Consider the following 17,052-nt stretch of genomic DNA (forward strand, 5'->3'; position numbering starts at 1 on the left):
AAAACACGGCCGTTCGTTATTTCAGAACTAACACAGTGGACGCGAGCAACTGAGGACAAGCCCTCGGCCTATTAGTACCAGTCAGCTCCACCCGTTACCGGGCTTCCACATCTGGCCTATCAACCCAGTCGTCTACTGGGAGCCTTAACCACTCAAGGTGGTGGGAATACTCATCTCGAAGCAGGCTTCCCGCTTAGATGCTTTCAGCGGTTATCCTTTCCGAACGTAGCCAACCAGCCATGCCCTTGGCAGGACAACTGGCACACCAGAGGTTCGTCCGTCCCGGTCCTCTCGTACTAGGGACAGCCCTTCTCAATATTCCTACGCGCACAGCGGATAGGGACCGAACTGTCTCACGACGTTCTAAACCCAGCTCGCGTACCGCTTTAATGGGCGAACAGCCCAACCCTTGGGACCGACTCCAGCCCCAGGATGCGACGAGCCGACATCGAGGTGCCAAACCATCCCGTCGATATGGACTCTTGGGGAAGATCAGCCTGTTATCCCCGGGGTACCTTTTATCCGTTGAGCGACAGCGCTTCCACAAGCCACTGCCGGATCACTAGTCCCGACTTTCGTCCCTGCTCGACCCGTCGGTCTCACAGTCAAGCTCCCTTGTGCACTTACACTCAACACCTGATTGCCAACCAGGCTGAGGGAACCTTTGGGCGCCTCCGTTACTCTTTAGGAGGCAACCGCCCCAGTTAAACTACCCATCAGACACTGTCCCTGATCCGGATCACGGACCCAGGTTAGACATCCAGCACGACCAGAGTGGTATTTCAACGACGACTCCACAACCACTGGCGTGGCCGCTTCAAAGTCTCCCACCTATCCTACACAAGCCGAACCGAACACCAATATCAAACTATAGTAAAGGTCCCGGGGTCTTTCCGTCCTGCTGCGCGAAACGAGCATCTTTACTCGTAGTGCAATTTCACCGGGCCTATGGTTGAGACAGTCGAGAAGTCGTTACGCCATTCGTGCAGGTCGGAACTTACCCGACAAGGAATTTCGCTACCTTAGGATGGTTATAGTTACCACCGCCGTTTACTGGCGCTTAAGTTCTCAGCTTCGCACACCCGAAAGTGCACTAACCGGTCCCCTTAACGTTCCAGCACCGGGCAGGCGTCAGTCCGTATACATCGCCTTACGGCTTCGCACGGACCTGTGTTTTTAGTAAACAGTCGCTTCTCGCTGGTCTCTGCGGCCACCCCCAGCTCACCGAGTAAATCGGATCACCAGTGATGGCCCCCCTTCTCCCGAAGTTACGGGGGCATTTTGCCGAGTTCCTTAACCATAGTTCACCCGAACGCCTCGGTATTCTCTACCTGACTACCTGAGTCGGTTTAGGGTACGGGCCGCCATGAAACTCGCTAGAGGCTTTTCTCGACAGCATAGGATCATCCACTTCACCACAATCGGCTCGGCATCAGGTCTCAGCCTTAATGTGTGACGGATTTACCTACCACACGGCCTACACCCTTACCCCGGGACTACCACCGCCCGGGCTGGACTACCTTCCTGCGTCACCCCATCGCTTACCTAGTACAAGTCTGGTTCATCGGCTCCACCACTACCCTCAACTCCGAAGAGATCGGGCCGGCTTCACGGACTTAGCATCGCCTGATTCAGTATTGGGCGTTTCAAAGCGGGTACCGGAATATCAACCGGTTGTCCATCGACTACGCCTGTCGGCCTCGCCTTAGGTCCCGACTTACCCTGGGCAGATCAGCTTGACCCAGGAACCCTTAGTCAATCGGCGCACACGTTTCTCACGTGTGTATCGCTACTCATGCCTGCATTCTCACTCGTGAACCGTCCACAACTCGCTTCCGCGGCTGCTTCACCCGGCACACGACGCTCCCCTACCCATCCATACGGGCGTTGGCCCTATGTGTATGAATGACACGACTTCGGCGGTACGCTTGAGCCCCGCTACATTGTCGGCGCGGAATCACTTGACCAGTGAGCTATTACGCACTCTTTCAAGGGTGGCTGCTTCTAAGCCAACCTCCTGGTTGTCTCTGCGACTCCACATCCTTTCCCACTTAGCGTACGCTTAGGGGCCTTAGTCGATGCTCTGGGCTGTTTCCCTCTCGACCATGGAGCTTATCCCCCACAGTCTCACTGCCGTGCTCTCACTTACCGGCATTCGGAGTTTGGCTAAGGTCAGTAACCCGGTAGGGCCCATCGCCTATCCAGTGCTCTACCTCCGGCAAGAAACACACGACGCTGCACCTAAATGCATTTCGGGGAGAACCAGCTATCACGGAGTTTGATTGGCCTTTCACCCCTAACCACAGGTCATCCCCCAGGTTTTCAACCCTGGTGGGTTCGGTCCTCCACGAAGTCTTACCTCCGCTTCAACCTGCCCATGGCTAGATCACTCCGCTTCGGGTCTAGAGCGTGCAACTCAATCGCCCTATTCGGACTCGCTTTCGCTACGGCTTCCCCACACGGGTTAACCTCGCTACACACCGCTAACTCGCAGGCTCATTCTTCAAAAGGCACGCAGTCACGACTGCTGTTCCGAAGAACAACAGCGACGCTCCCACGGCTTGTAGGCACACGGTTTCAGGTACTATTTCACTCCGCTCCCGCGGTACTTTTCACCATTCCCTCACGGTACTATCCGCTATCGGTCACCAGGGAATATTTAGGCTTAGCGGGTGGTCCCGCCAGATTCACACGGGATTTCTCGGGCCCCGTGCTACTTGGGTGTCTCTTAAACGAGCCGTTGATGTTTCAGCTACGGGGGTCTTACCCTCTACGCCGGACCTTTCGCATGTCCTTCGCCTACACCAACGGTTTCTGACTCGTCTCACAGTCGGCAGACTATGAAAAAGAGATCCCACAACCCCGTATGCGCAACCCCTGCCGGGTATCACACACATACGGTTTGGCCTCATCCGGTTTCGCTCGCCACTACTCCCGGAATCACGGTTGTTTTCTCTTCCTGCGGGTACTGAGATGTTTCACTTCCCCGCGTTCCCTCCACACTGCCTATGTGTTCAGCAGCGGGTGACAGCCCATGACGACTGCCGGGTTTCCCCATTCGGAAACCCCCGGATCAAAGCTTGGTTGACAGCTCCCCGGGGACTATCGTGGCCTCCCACGTCCTTCATCGGTTCCTGGTGCCAAGGCATCCACCGTGCGCCCTTAAAAACTTGGCCACAGATGCTCGCGTCCACTGTGCAGTTCTCAAACAACGACCAGCCACCCATCACCCCGTTCCTGAGAACGAGTTCACTGGGGCCGGCAACCGAAGATCGTGACTCAACGAGCCCGTACCTTCAGATACCCAACAGCGTGCCCGACCCAACCGATCCTCTTCACTTTCCACGCCGAAGCAGTACTCATGAAAACAACCTGTTGTGCCGAATAGTCAACGTTCCACCCATGAGCAACCACCGTCGAACATTTGCCGACGTAATGGTCTCTGGATTCCCCGAAGGAAACCTAGATGCTCCTTAGAAAGGAGGTGATCCAGCCGCACCTTCCGGTACGGCTACCTTGTTACGACTTCGTCCCAATCGCCAGTCCCACCTTCGACAGCTCCCTCCCACAAGGGGTTGGGCCACCGGCTTCGGGTGTTACCGACTTTCGTGACGTGACGGGCGGTGTGTACAAGGCCCGGGAACGTATTCACCGCAGCAATGCTGATCTGCGATTACTAGCAACTCCGACTTCATGGGGTCGAGTTGCAGACCCCAATCCGAACTGAGACCGGCTTTTTGAGATTCGCTCCGCCTCGCGGCATCGCAGCTCATTGTACCGGCCATTGTAGCACGTGTGCAGCCCAAGACATAAGGGGCATGATGACTTGACGTCGTCCCCACCTTCCTCCGAGTTGACCCCGGCAGTCTCCTGTGAGTCCCCATCACCCCGAAGGGCATGCTGGCAACACAGAACAAGGGTTGCGCTCGTTGCGGGACTTAACCCAACATCTCACGACACGAGCTGACGACAGCCATGCACCACCTGTATACCGACCACAAGGGGGGCACCATCTCTGATGCTTTCCGGTATATGTCAAGCCTTGGTAAGGTTCTTCGCGTTGCGTCGAATTAAGCCACATGCTCCGCTGCTTGTGCGGGCCCCCGTCAATTCCTTTGAGTTTTAGCCTTGCGGCCGTACTCCCCAGGCGGGGAACTTAATGCGTTAGCTGCGGCACCGACGACGTGGAATGTCGCCAACACCTAGTTCCCAACGTTTACGGCGTGGACTACCAGGGTATCTAATCCTGTTCGCTCCCCACGCTTTCGCTCCTCAGCGTCAGTAATGGCCCAGAGATCCGCCTTCGCCACCGGTGTTCCTCCTGATATCTGCGCATTTCACCGCTACACCAGGAATTCCGATCTCCCCTACCACACTCTAGCTAGCCCGTATCGAATGCAGACTCGGGGTTAAGCCCCGAGCTTTCACATCCGACGTGACAAGCCGCCTACGAGCTCTTTACGCCCAATAATTCCGGACAACGCTCGCACCCTACGTATTACCGCGGCTGCTGGCACGTAGTTAGCCGGTGCTTCTTCTGCAGGTACCGTCACTTGCGCTTCTTCCCTGCTGAAAGAGGTTTACAACCCGAAGGCCGTCATCCCTCACGCGGCGTCGCTGCATCAGGCTTTCGCCCATTGTGCAATATTCCCCACTGCTGCCTCCCGTAGGAGTCTGGGCCGTGTCTCAGTCCCAGTGTGGCCGGTCGCCCTCTCAGGCCGGCTACCCGTCGTCGCCTTGGTAGGCCATTACCCCACCAACAAGCTGATAGGCCGCGGGCTCATCCTTCACCGCCGGAGCTTTTAACCCCGCCCCATGAGGGACAGAGTGTTATCCGGTATTAGACCCCGTTTCCAGGGCTTGTCCCAGAGTGAAGGGCAGATTGCCCACGTGTTACTCACCCGTTCGCCACTAATCCACCCCGAAGGGCTTCATCGTTCGACTTGCATGTGTTAAGCACGCCGCCAGCGTTCGTCCTGAGCCAGGATCAAACTCTCCATGAATGTTTTCCCGTAATCGGGAGAGCACCATAGAAGAGCGGGACAACCAACCGGAATAGGGCTGGTCATCCACAGCGTCCTCGCTGATGTTGCCTACCCGCCACATGGGCCAGTAGGACTTCAAAGGAACCACCAACCCACCGAAGTGGGCCGGAGTATCAACAAATTTGGCGTTGACTTTTGGCACGCTGTTGAGTTCTCAAGGAACGGACGCTTCCTTCGGTCCCGTTTCACCGGGGCCCTCCGGGCGCTTCCCTTCGTTCTTGCGTTTCCGACTCTATCAGACTCTTTCGTGTCCGATTCCCGGTCGAAGCGGGCCCCCTGCGAGCAGAGGATTTACGCTTTCCAGTTCTTCGCTTTCGCGTTTCCCTTTCCGGCGAGTCCGACTTTACCAGACTCTTTTCCGTTCCGTTTCCGGTCCGAATTTGATTCCGGTGGCCAGTTGGAGCGGCCTTTGCCTTTCGGCTGACTCGACTTTATCAGAAGCATTTCGACCGAAGCTAATCGGCGTATCTGCTCGCTCAAAGAGAGGAATCGATCGGCTCCGCGAGGATCTCGTCCCCAGCAAGAGCGAAATGAACTCTAACCTGTGCATCCGAACCGTGTCCAGTTCGCTGCAACCGTTAAAATCTACCTCCCCACGCGCACTGTGTCAACAGTTTTTGTGGGCGAGGGAGACACTAGCAGGTCAGCGCCCCTGGATGCACATCTGCGCTCACGCCGCGGAGGGCAGTTCCGCGCTGCGTTCGGCAGCCTCGAGATCGCCCGTGTCCCCGGTCCTGGCCGCCCGCCCGCCGAGGACGTAGACGTAAGCGAGAAAGACCAGCTCAGCGCCGATTCCGATGGCGATCCGAGCCCAGGTGGGGAGACCCGACGGGGTCACAAAGCCCTCGATGACTCCGGAGACGAACAGGACCAGGGCCAGACCGATGGCCATGCCGAGGGCGGCGCGGCCCTGCTCGGCCAGGGCGGAGCGCCTGGTGCGGGGCCCCGGGTCGATGACCGTCCAGCCGAGGCGCAGTCCGGTGCCGGCCGCGACGAAGACCGCGGTCAGCTCCAGCAGGCCGTGCGGCAGTACGAGCCCCAGGAACGTGTCCAGCCGGCCGGCCGATGACATCAGGCCGATGCCGACGCCCAGGTTGAGCACGTTGACGAAGAGGATCCAGATCACGGGTATGCAGAGGAAGGCGCCCAGCACCAGGCACATCGCTGCGGCTTGCGCGTTGTTCGTCCAGACCTGGGCGGCGAACGAGGCGGCCGGGTGGCTGGAGTAGTAGGTCTCGTACTCCCCGCCGGGACGCGTGAGGCTGCGGAGGTCCTCCGGGGCGGCGATCGCGGCCTGTACGTCCGGGTGCGCGCCGATCCACCAGCCGATGACGGCCGCCAGGAGCGTGGAGAGCACCGCCGTGGGAATCCACCAGTGCCGCGAGCGGTAGACGGCCGCGGGGAACCCGGCGGTCAGGAAGCGCACGGCGTCACGCCACGAGGCGCGGCGCGTCCCGGTGACGGTGGAACGGGCACGGGCCACGAGCTGGGTGAGGCGCGCGGTCAGCAGGGGGTCCGGCGCGCTGGACCGGATCAGGGACAGGTGCGTGGCCGTGCGCTGGTAGAGGGCGACGAGTTCGTCCGCCTCCGCGCCGGTCAGGTTCCGTCCTCGGTGCAGAAGGTGGTCCAGGCGGTCCCACTCGGTGCGGTGGGTGGTCACGAAGACGTCGAGATCCATGGTCGGCTGCTGCTCCAGGCATGGGTGCGTACGGGTCCGTACTGCGGCGGCGCGCTGCGGGCCAGCTTGGCAGACTGTGGGCCCGAGGGGCAGGGAAGGGCGGCGAAGGGTGGGCGGCGATGAATGAGCTCGTGACCGGGGATGCGGTCGTACTGGGGTTGCAGCCGGCGAGGCTGCCGAGCCGGGCGTTGGCGATCGCCATCGATCTTGCGGTCGTCCTGACGGTTTTTGTTCTCATATCCATTGGTCTGGCTGTGGCGACCGTGAGCCTCGACGAGGCGGCGAGTGCCGCGATCGCTGTCGCGACCTTCCTTCTTGTGCTGGTCGGCGGGCCGATCGCCGTCGAGACACTGAGCCAGGGCCGTTCCCTGGGAAAGCTGGCCTGCGGACTTCGCGTGGTGCGGGACGACGGCGGGCCCATCCGGTTCCGGCACGCGCTGGTGCGGGGGTCCATGGGCGTGGTCGAGATCCTGGGGACGTTCGGCGTCGTGGCCTGTACCGCTTCCCTGGTGTCGGCCCGGGGCCGACGCATCGGCGACGTGTTCGCGGGAACCCTCGTCGTGCGTGAGCGGGTACCGACCGGGCGGGCCGTCGCCGTGCCGCCGCCGCCTCCCTGGCTGGTGGGGCGCTTCGCACCACTCGACCTTTCGGCGGTGCCGGACGATCTCTGGCTGGCGATCCGCCAATACCTGACCCGCATGCACCAGCTCGACGCCGCAGTGGGCCGGTCGATCGCCGAGCGGCTGTCCGGAGACCTCGCCGCCCGTACCGGCGTTCCCGTGCCTCAGGGTGTGCCGGCTGCCGCGTACCTGGCGGCGGTGGTGAACGAGCGGCAGGCGAGGGACGTCAGGCGGGTGGCCTCGGCCGCCCGCCTGAACCACCCGCCTCAGACGCCGGTGCCCGTGGCCTCCCCGGTCGGAACCCCGTCGGGGCCGGCCCGGCCCGGAGGTCTGCCGCTGCCCGGTGGGCCGACCGCTGGCCCGCGCGCAGCCTCGCCGTGGGACGTCCGGCCGGCCGGGGACGACGTGCCGCACACCGCTCCGGCCCCGCCGGTGACCGCCCCTCCCCGTGCCGGTACGGCGCCGGCGGAAGGAACAGGAGGAGCGGGAGGCCCCGAAGGGCCGCGCACCACCGGGTTCGCTCCCCCTGCCTAGTGAGGCGGGGCCGGGGGTGAAGGCGGTGACTCCAGGTGCTCCAGCTCGATGCCGGGAGCGGCCAGGACCACGTCCCCGGCCAGGTGCACCGCGTGCTGTTCGCCGGTGTCCAGGGCGTTGACCTGGTATTCGTCCACGATCAGAGGGCCGTTGTCAGTGGCGTGCGCTTCACTGTTCACCAGGGCCCAGGACTGGTCGACGGTTCGGGGCGCGAGGACCGGGTCCGTGAAGGTGACCAGACGGACCCGGGTCGTGGGGGAATCGGGGGTGAGGCGCAGGAGCCGGGCGGTGGAGACGAGGAAAGCGGGGGACGTGCCGGAGAAGGAATGGGCGCGGACATTGCCTTCGGTGGCGTGAGCACCCGTCGGATCGGTCCGCACCCAGGTGACTCCGTCGAGGGCGGCGCCACGGATCTGCCAGCTCGATGCGTGCAGTTCGAGGCGGATGGGGCGGCCGAGTTCGTCCAGGGCCAGGTCGACGGAGCCCAGGTGTGTGCCGGAGGGGGCCGTGGTCTGCGAGACGTAGCGCCAGCCGGAGGGCCCCGGGGCGCAGTGGAAGTGTTCTTCGCCGAGGGGGGTGTGGTCGTGGAGATCGTGGAGCGAATAACGGCCGCGGGGCATGGGGTCCTTCGGGTTCCTCGGGCTGTGCGGGTGCGGTACGGGACAGGCCCCCGCCACGGGGGTGCGGGGGCCTGCGCTCGTACTGCTGCTGAGTAGTCCGCCGGCCGGCGGACTGCTCAGTAGCGGTAGAGGTCGGACTTGTACGGGCCCTCGACGGGGACACCGATGTAGTCGGCCTGCTCGGGACGCAGGGTCGTGAGCCTGACACCCAGCGCGTCGAGGTGCAGGCGGGCGACCTTCTCGTCCAGGTGCTTGGGCAGCACGTAGACATCGGTCGGGTACGCCTCGGGCTTCGTGAACAGCTCGATCTGGGCCAGGGTCTGGTCCGCGAACGAGTTGGACATGACGAACGAGGGGTGACCGGTGGCGTTGCCCAGGTTCAGCAGGCGGCCCTCGGACAGCACGATCAGGACCTTGCCGTCGGCGAACGTCCAGGTGTGGACCTGCGGCTTGACCTCGTCCTTGACGATGCCGTCGATCCTGGCCAGGCCGGCCATGTCGATCTCGTTGTCGAAGTGACCGATGTTCCCGACGATGGCCTGGTGCTTCATCCGGGCCATGTCACCGGCCATGATGATGTCCTTGTTGCCCGTCGTGGTGACGAAGATGTCGGCGGTCTCCACGACGTCGTCGAGCGTGGCGACCTGGTAGCCGTCCATCGCGGCCTGCAGGGCGCAGATCGGGTCGATCTCGGTGATGATCACCCGGGCACCCTGGCCTCGGAGGGACTCCGCACAGCCCTTGCCGACGTCGCCGTAGCCGCAGACGACGGCGGTCTTGCCGCCGATCAGGACGTCGGTGGCGCGGTTGATGCCGTCGATCAGCGAGTGGCGGCAGCCGTACTTGTTGTCGAACTTCGACTTGGTGACGGCGTCGTTGACGTTGATCGCCGGGAACAGGAGGGTGCCGTCGCGGTGCATCTCGTACAGCCGGTGCACACCGGTCGTGGTCTCCTCGGTGACGCCGCGGATCTCGGACGCCAGCTGCGTCCACTTCTGCGGGGCCTCGCCGAGGGTGCGGTTCAGCAGGGTGAGGATGTACGCGTACTCCTCGCTGTCCGCGGTCGACGGGTCCGGGGCCGCGCCCGCCTTCTCGAACTCGACGCCCTTGTGGACGAGGAGGGTGGCGTCACCACCGTCGTCGAGGATCATGTTCGGGCCGCCGGTGGGGGTGTTCGGCCAGGTCAGTGCCTGCTCCGTGCACCACCAGTACTCCTCCAGGGTCTCGCCCTTCCAGGCGAAGACCGGGACGCCGGCGGGGGCATCCGGGGTGCCGTTCGGGCCGACGGCGATGGCGGCGGCCGCGTGGTCCTGGGTGGAGAAGATGTTGCAGGAGGCCCAGCGGACCTCGGCGCCCAGAGCGACGAGGGTCTCGATGAGCACCGCGGTCTGCACCGTCATGTGCAGCGAGCCGGTGACGCGGGCGCCGGCCAGCGGCTGCGTGGCGGCGTACTCCTTGCGGATCGACATCAGGCCGGGCATCTCGTGCTCGGCGAGGGTGATCTCCTTGCGCCCGAAGGGGGCGAGGGAGAGGTCGGCGACCTTGAAGTCCTGGCGATTGGCGGCCGTCGTCATAACGGGCTGCTCCTCGTGATGGGTCGAGGGTGGGATGGCTGGCTCTGCGGCGGAGCAGGCACAGGAATGCCCGGGCCATCGCAGTGCAGTCCGTCGGAGGCCCTCTCTCCCTCGGCCGGCCCGCACCTGCGAGCCGATCGACCGCCATCAGCAGCGACGTCTGGTACTCCGACGAATCTACACCGAACGGCCCAGTGAGCCCCAGCCCGTCCGGGCATCCGGGTCGCTCACGGGGCCGTTCGGGGCCGGTCCTCAGCAGGTCAGTGGCCGGATCCTGCCGCTGCCTCGGGAGGCGTGGTGCCGCCCGGAGCCTTGCCCGGGTTGGTGCCTGCCTCGGCGGCGGCCTCGTCGTAGATGTCCGGCTCCAGGTAGATGACCCGGGCGATCGGCACGGCGTCACGGATCCGGTTCTCCGCGGCGTTGATCGCTTCCGCGACCTCGGCCGCGGACTCCTCGGCACGTACCGCGATCTTGGCCGCCACGAGCAGTTCCTCCGGGCCGAGGTGGAGCGTGCGCATGTGGATGACGCGGGTGACGGTGTCGCCGTCGACCACCGCTGCCCGGATCTTCTCGACGTCCTCGATACCGGCCGCCTCACCGAGCAGCAGCGACTTCGTCTCCGCGGCGAGGACGATCGCGATGACGATCAGCAGGATGCCGATGCAGAGGGTGCCGATGCCGTCCCACACGCCGTTCCCGGTGCCCAGGGCCAGACCGACGCCCGCGAGAGCCAGGATCAGACCGACGAGCGCACCGAGGTCCTCGAGGAGGACGACGGGCAGCTCGGGCGCTTTGGCACGGCGGACGAACTGCGTCCAGGAGAGCTTGCCGCGGGTCAGGTTGGACTCGACGATCGCCGTGCGGAACGAGAAGCTCTCGGCGATGATCGCGAAGACCAGCACGCCGACCGGCCAGTACCAGGCCTCGATCTGGTGCGGGTCCTTGATCTTCTCGTAGCCCTCGTAGATCGCGAACATGCCGCCGACGGAGAACAGCACGATGGAGACGAGGAACGCGTAGATGTAGCGCTCGCGCCCGTAGCCGAACGGGTGCTGGGGGGTCGCTTCGCGCTGGGCCTTCTTGCCGCCGAGCAGCAGGAGTCCCTGGTTTCCGGAGTCCGCGAGCGAGTGGACGCTCTCCGCGAGCATCGATGACGAGCCACTGAAGAGGAACGCCACGAATTTGGCCACTGCGATGGCGAGGTTGGCGGCGAGTGCCGCCACGATCGCCTTGGTTCCGCCCGACGCGCTCATGGGTGCCTGGTGTCCCTTCCCTCGGTGCTGCGGCACTGCGCCGCGGTACGGCCGGACATTGTTGCAGCCGATTGCGCGGACAGTACGTCAGACCACCACGGTGGAGCGGAAGAGCGTTCCCGTACCTGCCACTTCGACCGATTCGTCCGCCGGGACGAACACGGATTCGCCCGGCGCGAGGGTGAATTCGCCCGCGCGGGGGGCACCGGCCGTGCAGAGAAGGATCTGCGGGGTGTCCGTCGTCAGGTCGACAGGTGTCCCGCCGGCCGCCAGGACGTAGCGCGACAGCCGGAATTCGTCGACCGGCGTCTCGTAGACCTCTTCGCCGGTGGGCGAGGCCTCGGGCCGCAGAATGCCGGGCTCGGTGGCCTCGAAGCGGACGATGCGCAGCAGTTCGGGAACGTCGACGTGCTTGGGGGTCAGCCCGCAGCGGAGCACGTTGTCGGAGTTGGCCATGATCTCGACGCCGAGGCCGCCGAGGTAGGCGTGCGGCACTCCCGACCCGAGGTACATGGCCTCGCCGGGCTGCAGTTGTACGTAGTTCAGCAGCATGGCCGCGATGACACCGGGGTCACCGGGGTAGTGGTGCGCGATCCGCGCGTACGGGGCATGGGTGCCACCGAGCCGCTCGGCGGCCTCGGCCGCCTCGTCGACCGTGTCGGCCATCTCGGCAGGGTCGGCCGTGAGGATCGCCGTGAGCACCTCGCGCAGGGCCGCGTCCTCGGGACGGGCGCGGAGCAGGTCCACGTACGGCTTCAGGGAGTCGACACCCAGGGCGGCCATGGCGTCGGCCGCCTCGGCGGGCCTGCGGAAGCCGCACAGGCCGTCGAACGGAGTGAGCGCACAGATCAGCTCGGGTTTGTGGTTGGCGTCCTTGTACGTGCGCCGGGGCGCGTCGATCGGGACGCCACGCCTCTCCTCGTCCGCGTACCCCTGCTGTGCCTGTACGAGGTCGGGGTGGACCTGGAGCGAGAGCGGGGCTCCTGCCGCGAGGAGCTTGAGCAGGAAGGGGAGGCGGGGGCCGAAGACGCGTACGGCCCCCGGGCCCAGTTCGCGTTCGGGGTCCGCCGCGATGACCTCGGTGAGGGACTGCTCGGCGACGTCGTGGTCCGCGACGTCACGGCCCGCGGAGGCGCCGGTGCCGGGCCCGCCGGCCCCGGCGGCCGTGGGGCGGGTGACGCGGGAGGGTGCTCCCGGGTGGGCTCCCATCCACATCTCGGCCTGCGGTTCGCCGGTGGGGGCGACGCCGAGCAGCTCGGGGATGGCCGTGGTGGAGCCCCAGGCGTAGGGGCGCACGGTGTTGGAGAGCCGGTCCATGGAAGTTCGTCCTCGTGGGATGCGCGCGGCGGTCTGCCGGACAGGGAAACAGGCTGGGGGAACGGGAGGGGAAACGGCGCGGGAAGTGCGGCCGTCACTCCCGGTTGTCTGCGGCCAGGGACAGGTAGACGGCGGCGAAGTCGGTGACCGCGAGGAGCTCGGCGAGCGCTTCGAGCTCGCCGCCCTCCTCGGGTTCGAGCTCGCTGATGGCCGTGTCGTGGCTGAGGGCCAGCTCGCGGGCGGCCGGCCCCGCGGTGAGACCGCCGGCGGGCCGGTCACGGAGCAGGACCACGCGGGCCCGCATCGCTTCGGGCTCGTCCACCCGGTCGCGGAAGAAGTCGTCGGGGTCGGCCCCCGCGGCGAACGCACCGGCGAGCAGCGTCCCGTGGGAGGGCAGCGCCTCGGGGAGCTCCTTCACGAGGGCGGGGCGGCCGGCGAGCTCGGCCAGCACGGCTGCGAAACGCCGCCCGACCGGACCGGTGGCATCGCCCTCCGTCCAGACGAGGGGCAGGCTGTCGGCGAGCTCGGCGGCGAGGGTCTTGGCCGGGTTGCTGTACGTGGCGATGGCCGGACCGCAGCGCTCAGCGGTGCGGTCGAGACGGTCGGCGACCTTCGACAGCACCTCGGGGGGCGCGTCGACCAGGCCCATCCGGTCCAGCAGGGCCAGCAGCGGGGTGAGCAGGGACCAGAGCGTGCCGGGGCCCGCGGCCGAGGTCTCGGCGTCGTACTCACCGTGCGGGGCGGCGGCCATCGGTACGAAGAGTCCGTGGACGCCGTCGACGGCCTCGCGCAGCGGCGAGCGGACGGGGGCGACGGCGACGACCGTGCAGCCTCGGCGGTACGCCTGCTCGGCGAGCAGGGAGAGCCCCGGCTCGGAGCCGTCGGCCGTGACGATGAGCAGCAGGTCGACGGATCCGGCCCATCCGGGCAGCGCCCAGCGAAGGGCTCCGGCGGCTGCCGCGACCCCGGTGGGGCGGATCGGGATGACGGGCGCGGCGGCACCCGCGAGGGCGCCGATCAGGTCGGCGACGCCGGATGCGGCGGTACCGGGCCCGGCGACGAGGACGGCGCGTGGCCGGCCCTCGGGGGCCAGACCGCCGATGCCCGCCTCGGCGGCGTGCCGGGCAGCGGTGCGTACGCGGGCCCCGGCCTCGGCTGCGCCGCGGAGCAGGCCGCGCCGGTCGGCTCGGGCCAGGGCTTCCGGGGCGTCGAGCAACGACTCGTCGAGCATGGCGGTGGGCCTCCGATCACCGTGCTGATCAGGGTGCGGGACGCGGGGTGCGCGCGTCCCGTTCTTATGCGGGGCGGCGGGCCTCGTCGACGAGGAGCACCGGGATGCCGTCCCGTACCGGGTAGGCCAGACCGCAGTCCGTGCCGGTGCAGACCAGCTCGGGGCTTTCGGCCGCGGACCGGTCGTCGAGCCCTGCGTGGCAGGCCGGGCAGGCGAGGATCTCCAGGAGGCCGGCTTCGAGCGGCATGGGGTGGGTCCCTTCGAGCATGCGGTAAGGATCAGGTGCGGCCCGGTCGGGGTCCGCGCCGCTGGGGCGTCGTCAGCCTACCGCCGGGCCGACGGGGACGCGGCCCGGCGGGCCCTGTCCGGCGGTGTAAGTGCCGGTACCCGCGGCGGACACCACCAGTCGGCGCCCGCGGTGGACGCCACCACCGGCACCCGGCGCGACGCCCCTGCCCCTACCGGGCACGGCACGAAGCCCCCGGCCCGTACCGCCCTCGTGTACGCCCCGGCCCGTAACCGGCGCCTACGCGCGGACCACGGCCAGGACCTCGTCCCGTACCGCCGTCATCGTCTTCTCGTCGCGGGCCTCGACGTTCAGGCGCAGCAGCGGCTCGGTGTTGGAGGCCCGGAGGTTGAACCACCAGTCGTCGCCGGTCGCCGTGAGGCCGTCGAGCCCGTCGAGGGTGACGTCGTCGCGGCTCCCGTACGCCGTCCTGATCGCCGCGAGCCTGTCCGCCTGGTCGGCGACGGTGGAGTTGATCTCTCCGGAGCTCGCGTAGCGGTCGTACTGGTCGACGAGTCCGGAGAGCGGGCCCTCCTGGCCGCCGAGCGCCGCCAGGACGTGCAGGGCGGCGAGCATGCCGGTGTCGGCGTTCCAGAAGTCGCGGAAGTAGTAGTGCGCGGAGTGCTCGCCGCCGAAGATCGCGCCGTGCTCGGCCATCTCCGCCTTGATGAAGGAGTGGCCGACGCGGGTGCGGACGGGGGTTCCGCCGTTCTCGCGGACGACCTCGGGGACCGACCACGAGGTGATCAGGTTGTGGATGACGGTGCCCTTGCCGCCGTTGCGGGCGAGCTCCCGGGCGGCGACCAGCGCCGTGATCGCGGACGGGGACACCCCGGCGCCCCGCTCGTCGACGACGAAGCAGCGGTCCGCGTCGCCGTCGAAGGCGAGGCCGAGGTCGGCACCCTCGGCGAGGACACGGGCCTGCAGGTCGACGATGTTCTTCGGGTCGAGGGGGTTCGCCTCGTGGTTCGGGAAGGTGCCGTCCAGCTCGAAGTACAGGGGGACGAGGTCGAGCGGGAGACCGGCGAAGACGGTGGGGACGGTGTGGCCGCCCATGCCGTTGCCCGCGTCCACGACGACCTTGAGGGGACGGATACCCGAGAGTTCGACGAGGCCCAGCAGGTGCGCGGCGTAGTCGGAGAGCGTCTCGCGTTCGGTGACCGTGCCGGGTGTGGTGGCGGTCGTGGCCGGGGCGCCGTGCTCCGACCACTGCTCGACCAGGGTGCGGATCTCCGACAGGCCGGTGTCCTGGCCGACGGGTGCCGCTCCGGCGCGGCACATCTTGATGCCGTTGTACCGGGCCGGGTTGTGCGAGGCCGTGAACATCGCACCGGGCAGGTCCAGTGCCCCCGAGGCGTAGTACAGCTGGTCCGTCGAGCAGAGCCCGATCAGCGTGACGTCGGCGCCCCGTGCCGTGGCACCGCGGGCGAAGGCCCGGGCCAGGCCGGGCGACGAGGGCCGCATGTCGTGGCCCACAACGATCGCGTCCGCGTCGGTGACCTGGACGAAGGCTGCGCCGAACAGCTCGGCCATCGGCTCGTCCCACTGGTCGGGCACGACTCCACGCACGTCGTACGCCTTGACGAGCTGAGACAGGTCAGCAACCACGGCCGGTCCTCCTGGGATGTCTGCGGACCGCCCAAACTACCGGGCGCGCACGGATCGCCGACCGGGGGAGCGTCCGCCGGGCACCGCGCTGCTCCGCGCCCTCGCACCGGGCACTCTTCGGCAGGGGCTCGGCGGCGGGCGTTACTCCGGGGAGCGCAGCACCCGGAGATGGCCTCGGCGTGCGACCTCCACCGGGTCCGCCGCGCGCGGCCCCCGGCCGGGGGCCGAGGGTCCCCGGTCGTGCGGCCGGGCCGCTTCGCGCACGGCGTTGGCGAGCGCTTCGAGGTCGTCACCGCTGGGGCGCACGGGGGCCGAGGGGTCGGAGAGCCGCACGACTTCCCAGCCGCGCGGCGCGGTGAGGCGTTCACCGTGCTCGGCGCAGAGGTCGTAGCAGTGGGGCTCGGCATAGGTGGCGAGCGGGCCGAGGACCGCGGTCGAGTCGGCATAGACGTACGTCAGTGTCGCGACGGCGGGACGGCCGCACGCGGTTCGCGAACAGCGACGTACAGGGCTCACGATGTTGGACGGTACCGCACTCTTGAGCGGGCCGCGACGACCCTCCCTCAGGTCGCCCCCTCGTGTCGCTCGGTGACCCCCGGTTCGGACGGTTCGTGCGCAGCTGTCCTGACCTGCACGGCAGCCGTCCCGCACTGGTGCTTCCGGCCGCTGTTCCGCTCTCCGGGAAGAACACGAGCGGTCGTTCGACGGAGGGTCAGCGGTCGGATGCGGGGCCTGATCCGGACTCAACCTTGGCTGGAATGTTCAGGTACGGACATCAGGCCGACCTGCGGAGAAGCCGTGATCAGGGCGGCCGGAGGAGCGTTACGCTGCGTCGGTGATGGACAGTTCCGTACCGCCGCCCCACCCGTCCGAGCCGCAGCCCCGCCGCCGCGACCGCCATGGCCGTGGCATGCGCGGGCCGGTCGCTCCGCCGCAGGTGCCGCTGTCGGCCAGCAGGGCGGAGAGCTTCCGCGATCTGGTCCAGGACTCGGTGGAACGGCTGGAGCGGCGCTGGCCGCAGCTGGCGGAGGTCGACTTCCTGGTCCTCGACGTGCCGCGGTCCCCGGAGGAGACCGTGCCACTGGGCAGCGCGGTGTCCGCCGTGAAGGGGCGGCCCGCGCAGATCGTCGTCTACCGGCGGCCCGTCGAGATCCGCACCAAGAGCCGCGACGAGCGCGCCCTGCTGGTGCACGAGGTCGTGGTGGAGCAGGTCGCGGAACTGCTGGGCCTCTCACCCGAGTCGGTCGACCCGCGCTACGGGCAGGACTGAGCGGCGCGCGTCGCGG

At 66.8% G+C, this 17,052-nt stretch carries 11 protein-coding genes and 2 rRNA genes; 2 read left to right on the forward strand and 11 right to left on the reverse strand.

All coding sequences use genetic code 11. The features are described from left to right. Positions 1 to 51: 51 nt before the first annotated feature. The 3 genes from OG927_RS12905 to OG927_RS12915 form a co-directional block, all read right to left on the reverse strand. Positions 52 to 3,176: ribosomal RNA gene (locus tag OG927_RS12905) — 23S ribosomal RNA — on the reverse strand. A gap of 301 nt (positions 3,177 to 3,477) precedes the next feature. Continuing rightward, positions 3,478 to 5,003: ribosomal RNA gene (locus OG927_RS12910) — 16S ribosomal RNA — on the reverse strand. The 16S and 23S rRNA genes sit together here, the layout of an rRNA operon. A 712-nt stretch (positions 5,004 to 5,715) precedes the next feature. After that, entirely contained in the window at positions 5,716 to 6,723 is a 1,008-nt protein-coding gene (locus OG927_RS12915; RefSeq protein ID WP_056798822.1) for a stage II sporulation protein M, read from the reverse strand. A 119-nt stretch (positions 6,724 to 6,842) separates the two neighbouring features. On the opposite strand from OG927_RS12915, the gene OG927_RS12920 reads away from it, so the two are divergent. Beyond that, the gene (locus OG927_RS12920) at positions 6,843 to 7,877 is read left to right on the forward strand and encodes an RDD family protein (protein ID WP_330320187.1); all 1,035 of its coding nucleotides are present in this window, start codon (positions 6,843 to 6,845) and stop codon (positions 7,875 to 7,877) included. Here OG927_RS12920 and OG927_RS12925 read toward each other — a convergent pair. The 8 genes from OG927_RS12925 to OG927_RS12960 form a co-directional block, all read right to left on the reverse strand. Next, positions 7,874 to 8,497, reverse strand: coding sequence for a hypothetical protein (locus OG927_RS12925; protein ID WP_330320188.1), 624 nt, complete (start codon positions 8,495 to 8,497; stop codon positions 7,874 to 7,876). The two genes, OG927_RS12920 and OG927_RS12925, sit on opposite strands and share 4 nt — an antisense overlap. Before the next feature lie 116 nt (positions 8,498 to 8,613). After that, positions 8,614 to 10,071, reverse strand: a complete 1,458-nt coding sequence (gene ahcY / locus OG927_RS12930; protein ID WP_056798827.1) for an adenosylhomocysteinase — start codon at positions 10,069 to 10,071, stop codon at positions 8,614 to 8,616. 260 nt (positions 10,072 to 10,331) lie between these two features. After that, entirely contained in the window at positions 10,332 to 11,324 is a 993-nt protein-coding gene (locus OG927_RS12935; RefSeq protein WP_056798830.1) for a cation diffusion facilitator family transporter, read from the reverse strand. A gap of 87 nt (positions 11,325 to 11,411) precedes the next feature. Beyond that, positions 11,412 to 12,641 carry a mannose-6-phosphate isomerase, class I gene (gene manA / locus OG927_RS12940; RefSeq protein WP_330320189.1) on the reverse strand — a complete coding sequence of 410 codons (1,230 nt, stop codon included), beginning with the start codon at positions 12,639 to 12,641 and terminating at the stop codon, positions 11,412 to 11,414. A gap of 94 nt (positions 12,642 to 12,735) precedes the next feature. Further along, positions 12,736 to 13,872: an SIS domain-containing protein gene (locus tag OG927_RS12945; protein WP_056798837.1), complete on the reverse strand. Its 1,137-nt coding sequence runs from the start codon at positions 13,870 to 13,872 to the stop codon at positions 12,736 to 12,738. Positions 13,873 to 13,936: 64 nt separating this feature from the next. Then, entirely contained in the window at positions 13,937 to 14,119 is a 183-nt protein-coding gene (locus OG927_RS12950) for a Trm112 family protein (RefSeq protein WP_015577430.1), read from the reverse strand. 279 nt (positions 14,120 to 14,398) lie between these two features. After that, positions 14,399 to 15,766: a phosphomannomutase/phosphoglucomutase gene (locus OG927_RS12955; protein WP_056798840.1), complete on the reverse strand. Its 1,368-nt coding sequence runs from the start codon at positions 15,764 to 15,766 to the stop codon at positions 14,399 to 14,401. 141 nt (positions 15,767 to 15,907) lie between these two features. After that, positions 15,908 to 16,282, reverse strand: a complete 375-nt coding sequence (locus OG927_RS12960; protein WP_056798843.1) for a DUF3499 domain-containing protein — start codon at positions 16,280 to 16,282, stop codon at positions 15,908 to 15,910. 322 nt (positions 16,283 to 16,604) lie between these two features. Between OG927_RS12960 and OG927_RS12965 the strand changes: the two genes are divergently transcribed. Further along, positions 16,605 to 17,036: a metallopeptidase family protein gene (locus OG927_RS12965; RefSeq protein WP_056798845.1), complete on the forward strand. Its 432-nt coding sequence runs from the start codon at positions 16,605 to 16,607 to the stop codon at positions 17,034 to 17,036. The last annotated feature ends 16 nt before the right edge of the window (positions 17,037 to 17,052 follow it).

The organism is Streptomyces clavifer (assembly GCF_036345975.1).
Lineage (GTDB): Bacteria > Actinomycetota > Actinomycetes > Streptomycetales > Streptomycetaceae > Streptomyces > Streptomyces clavifer.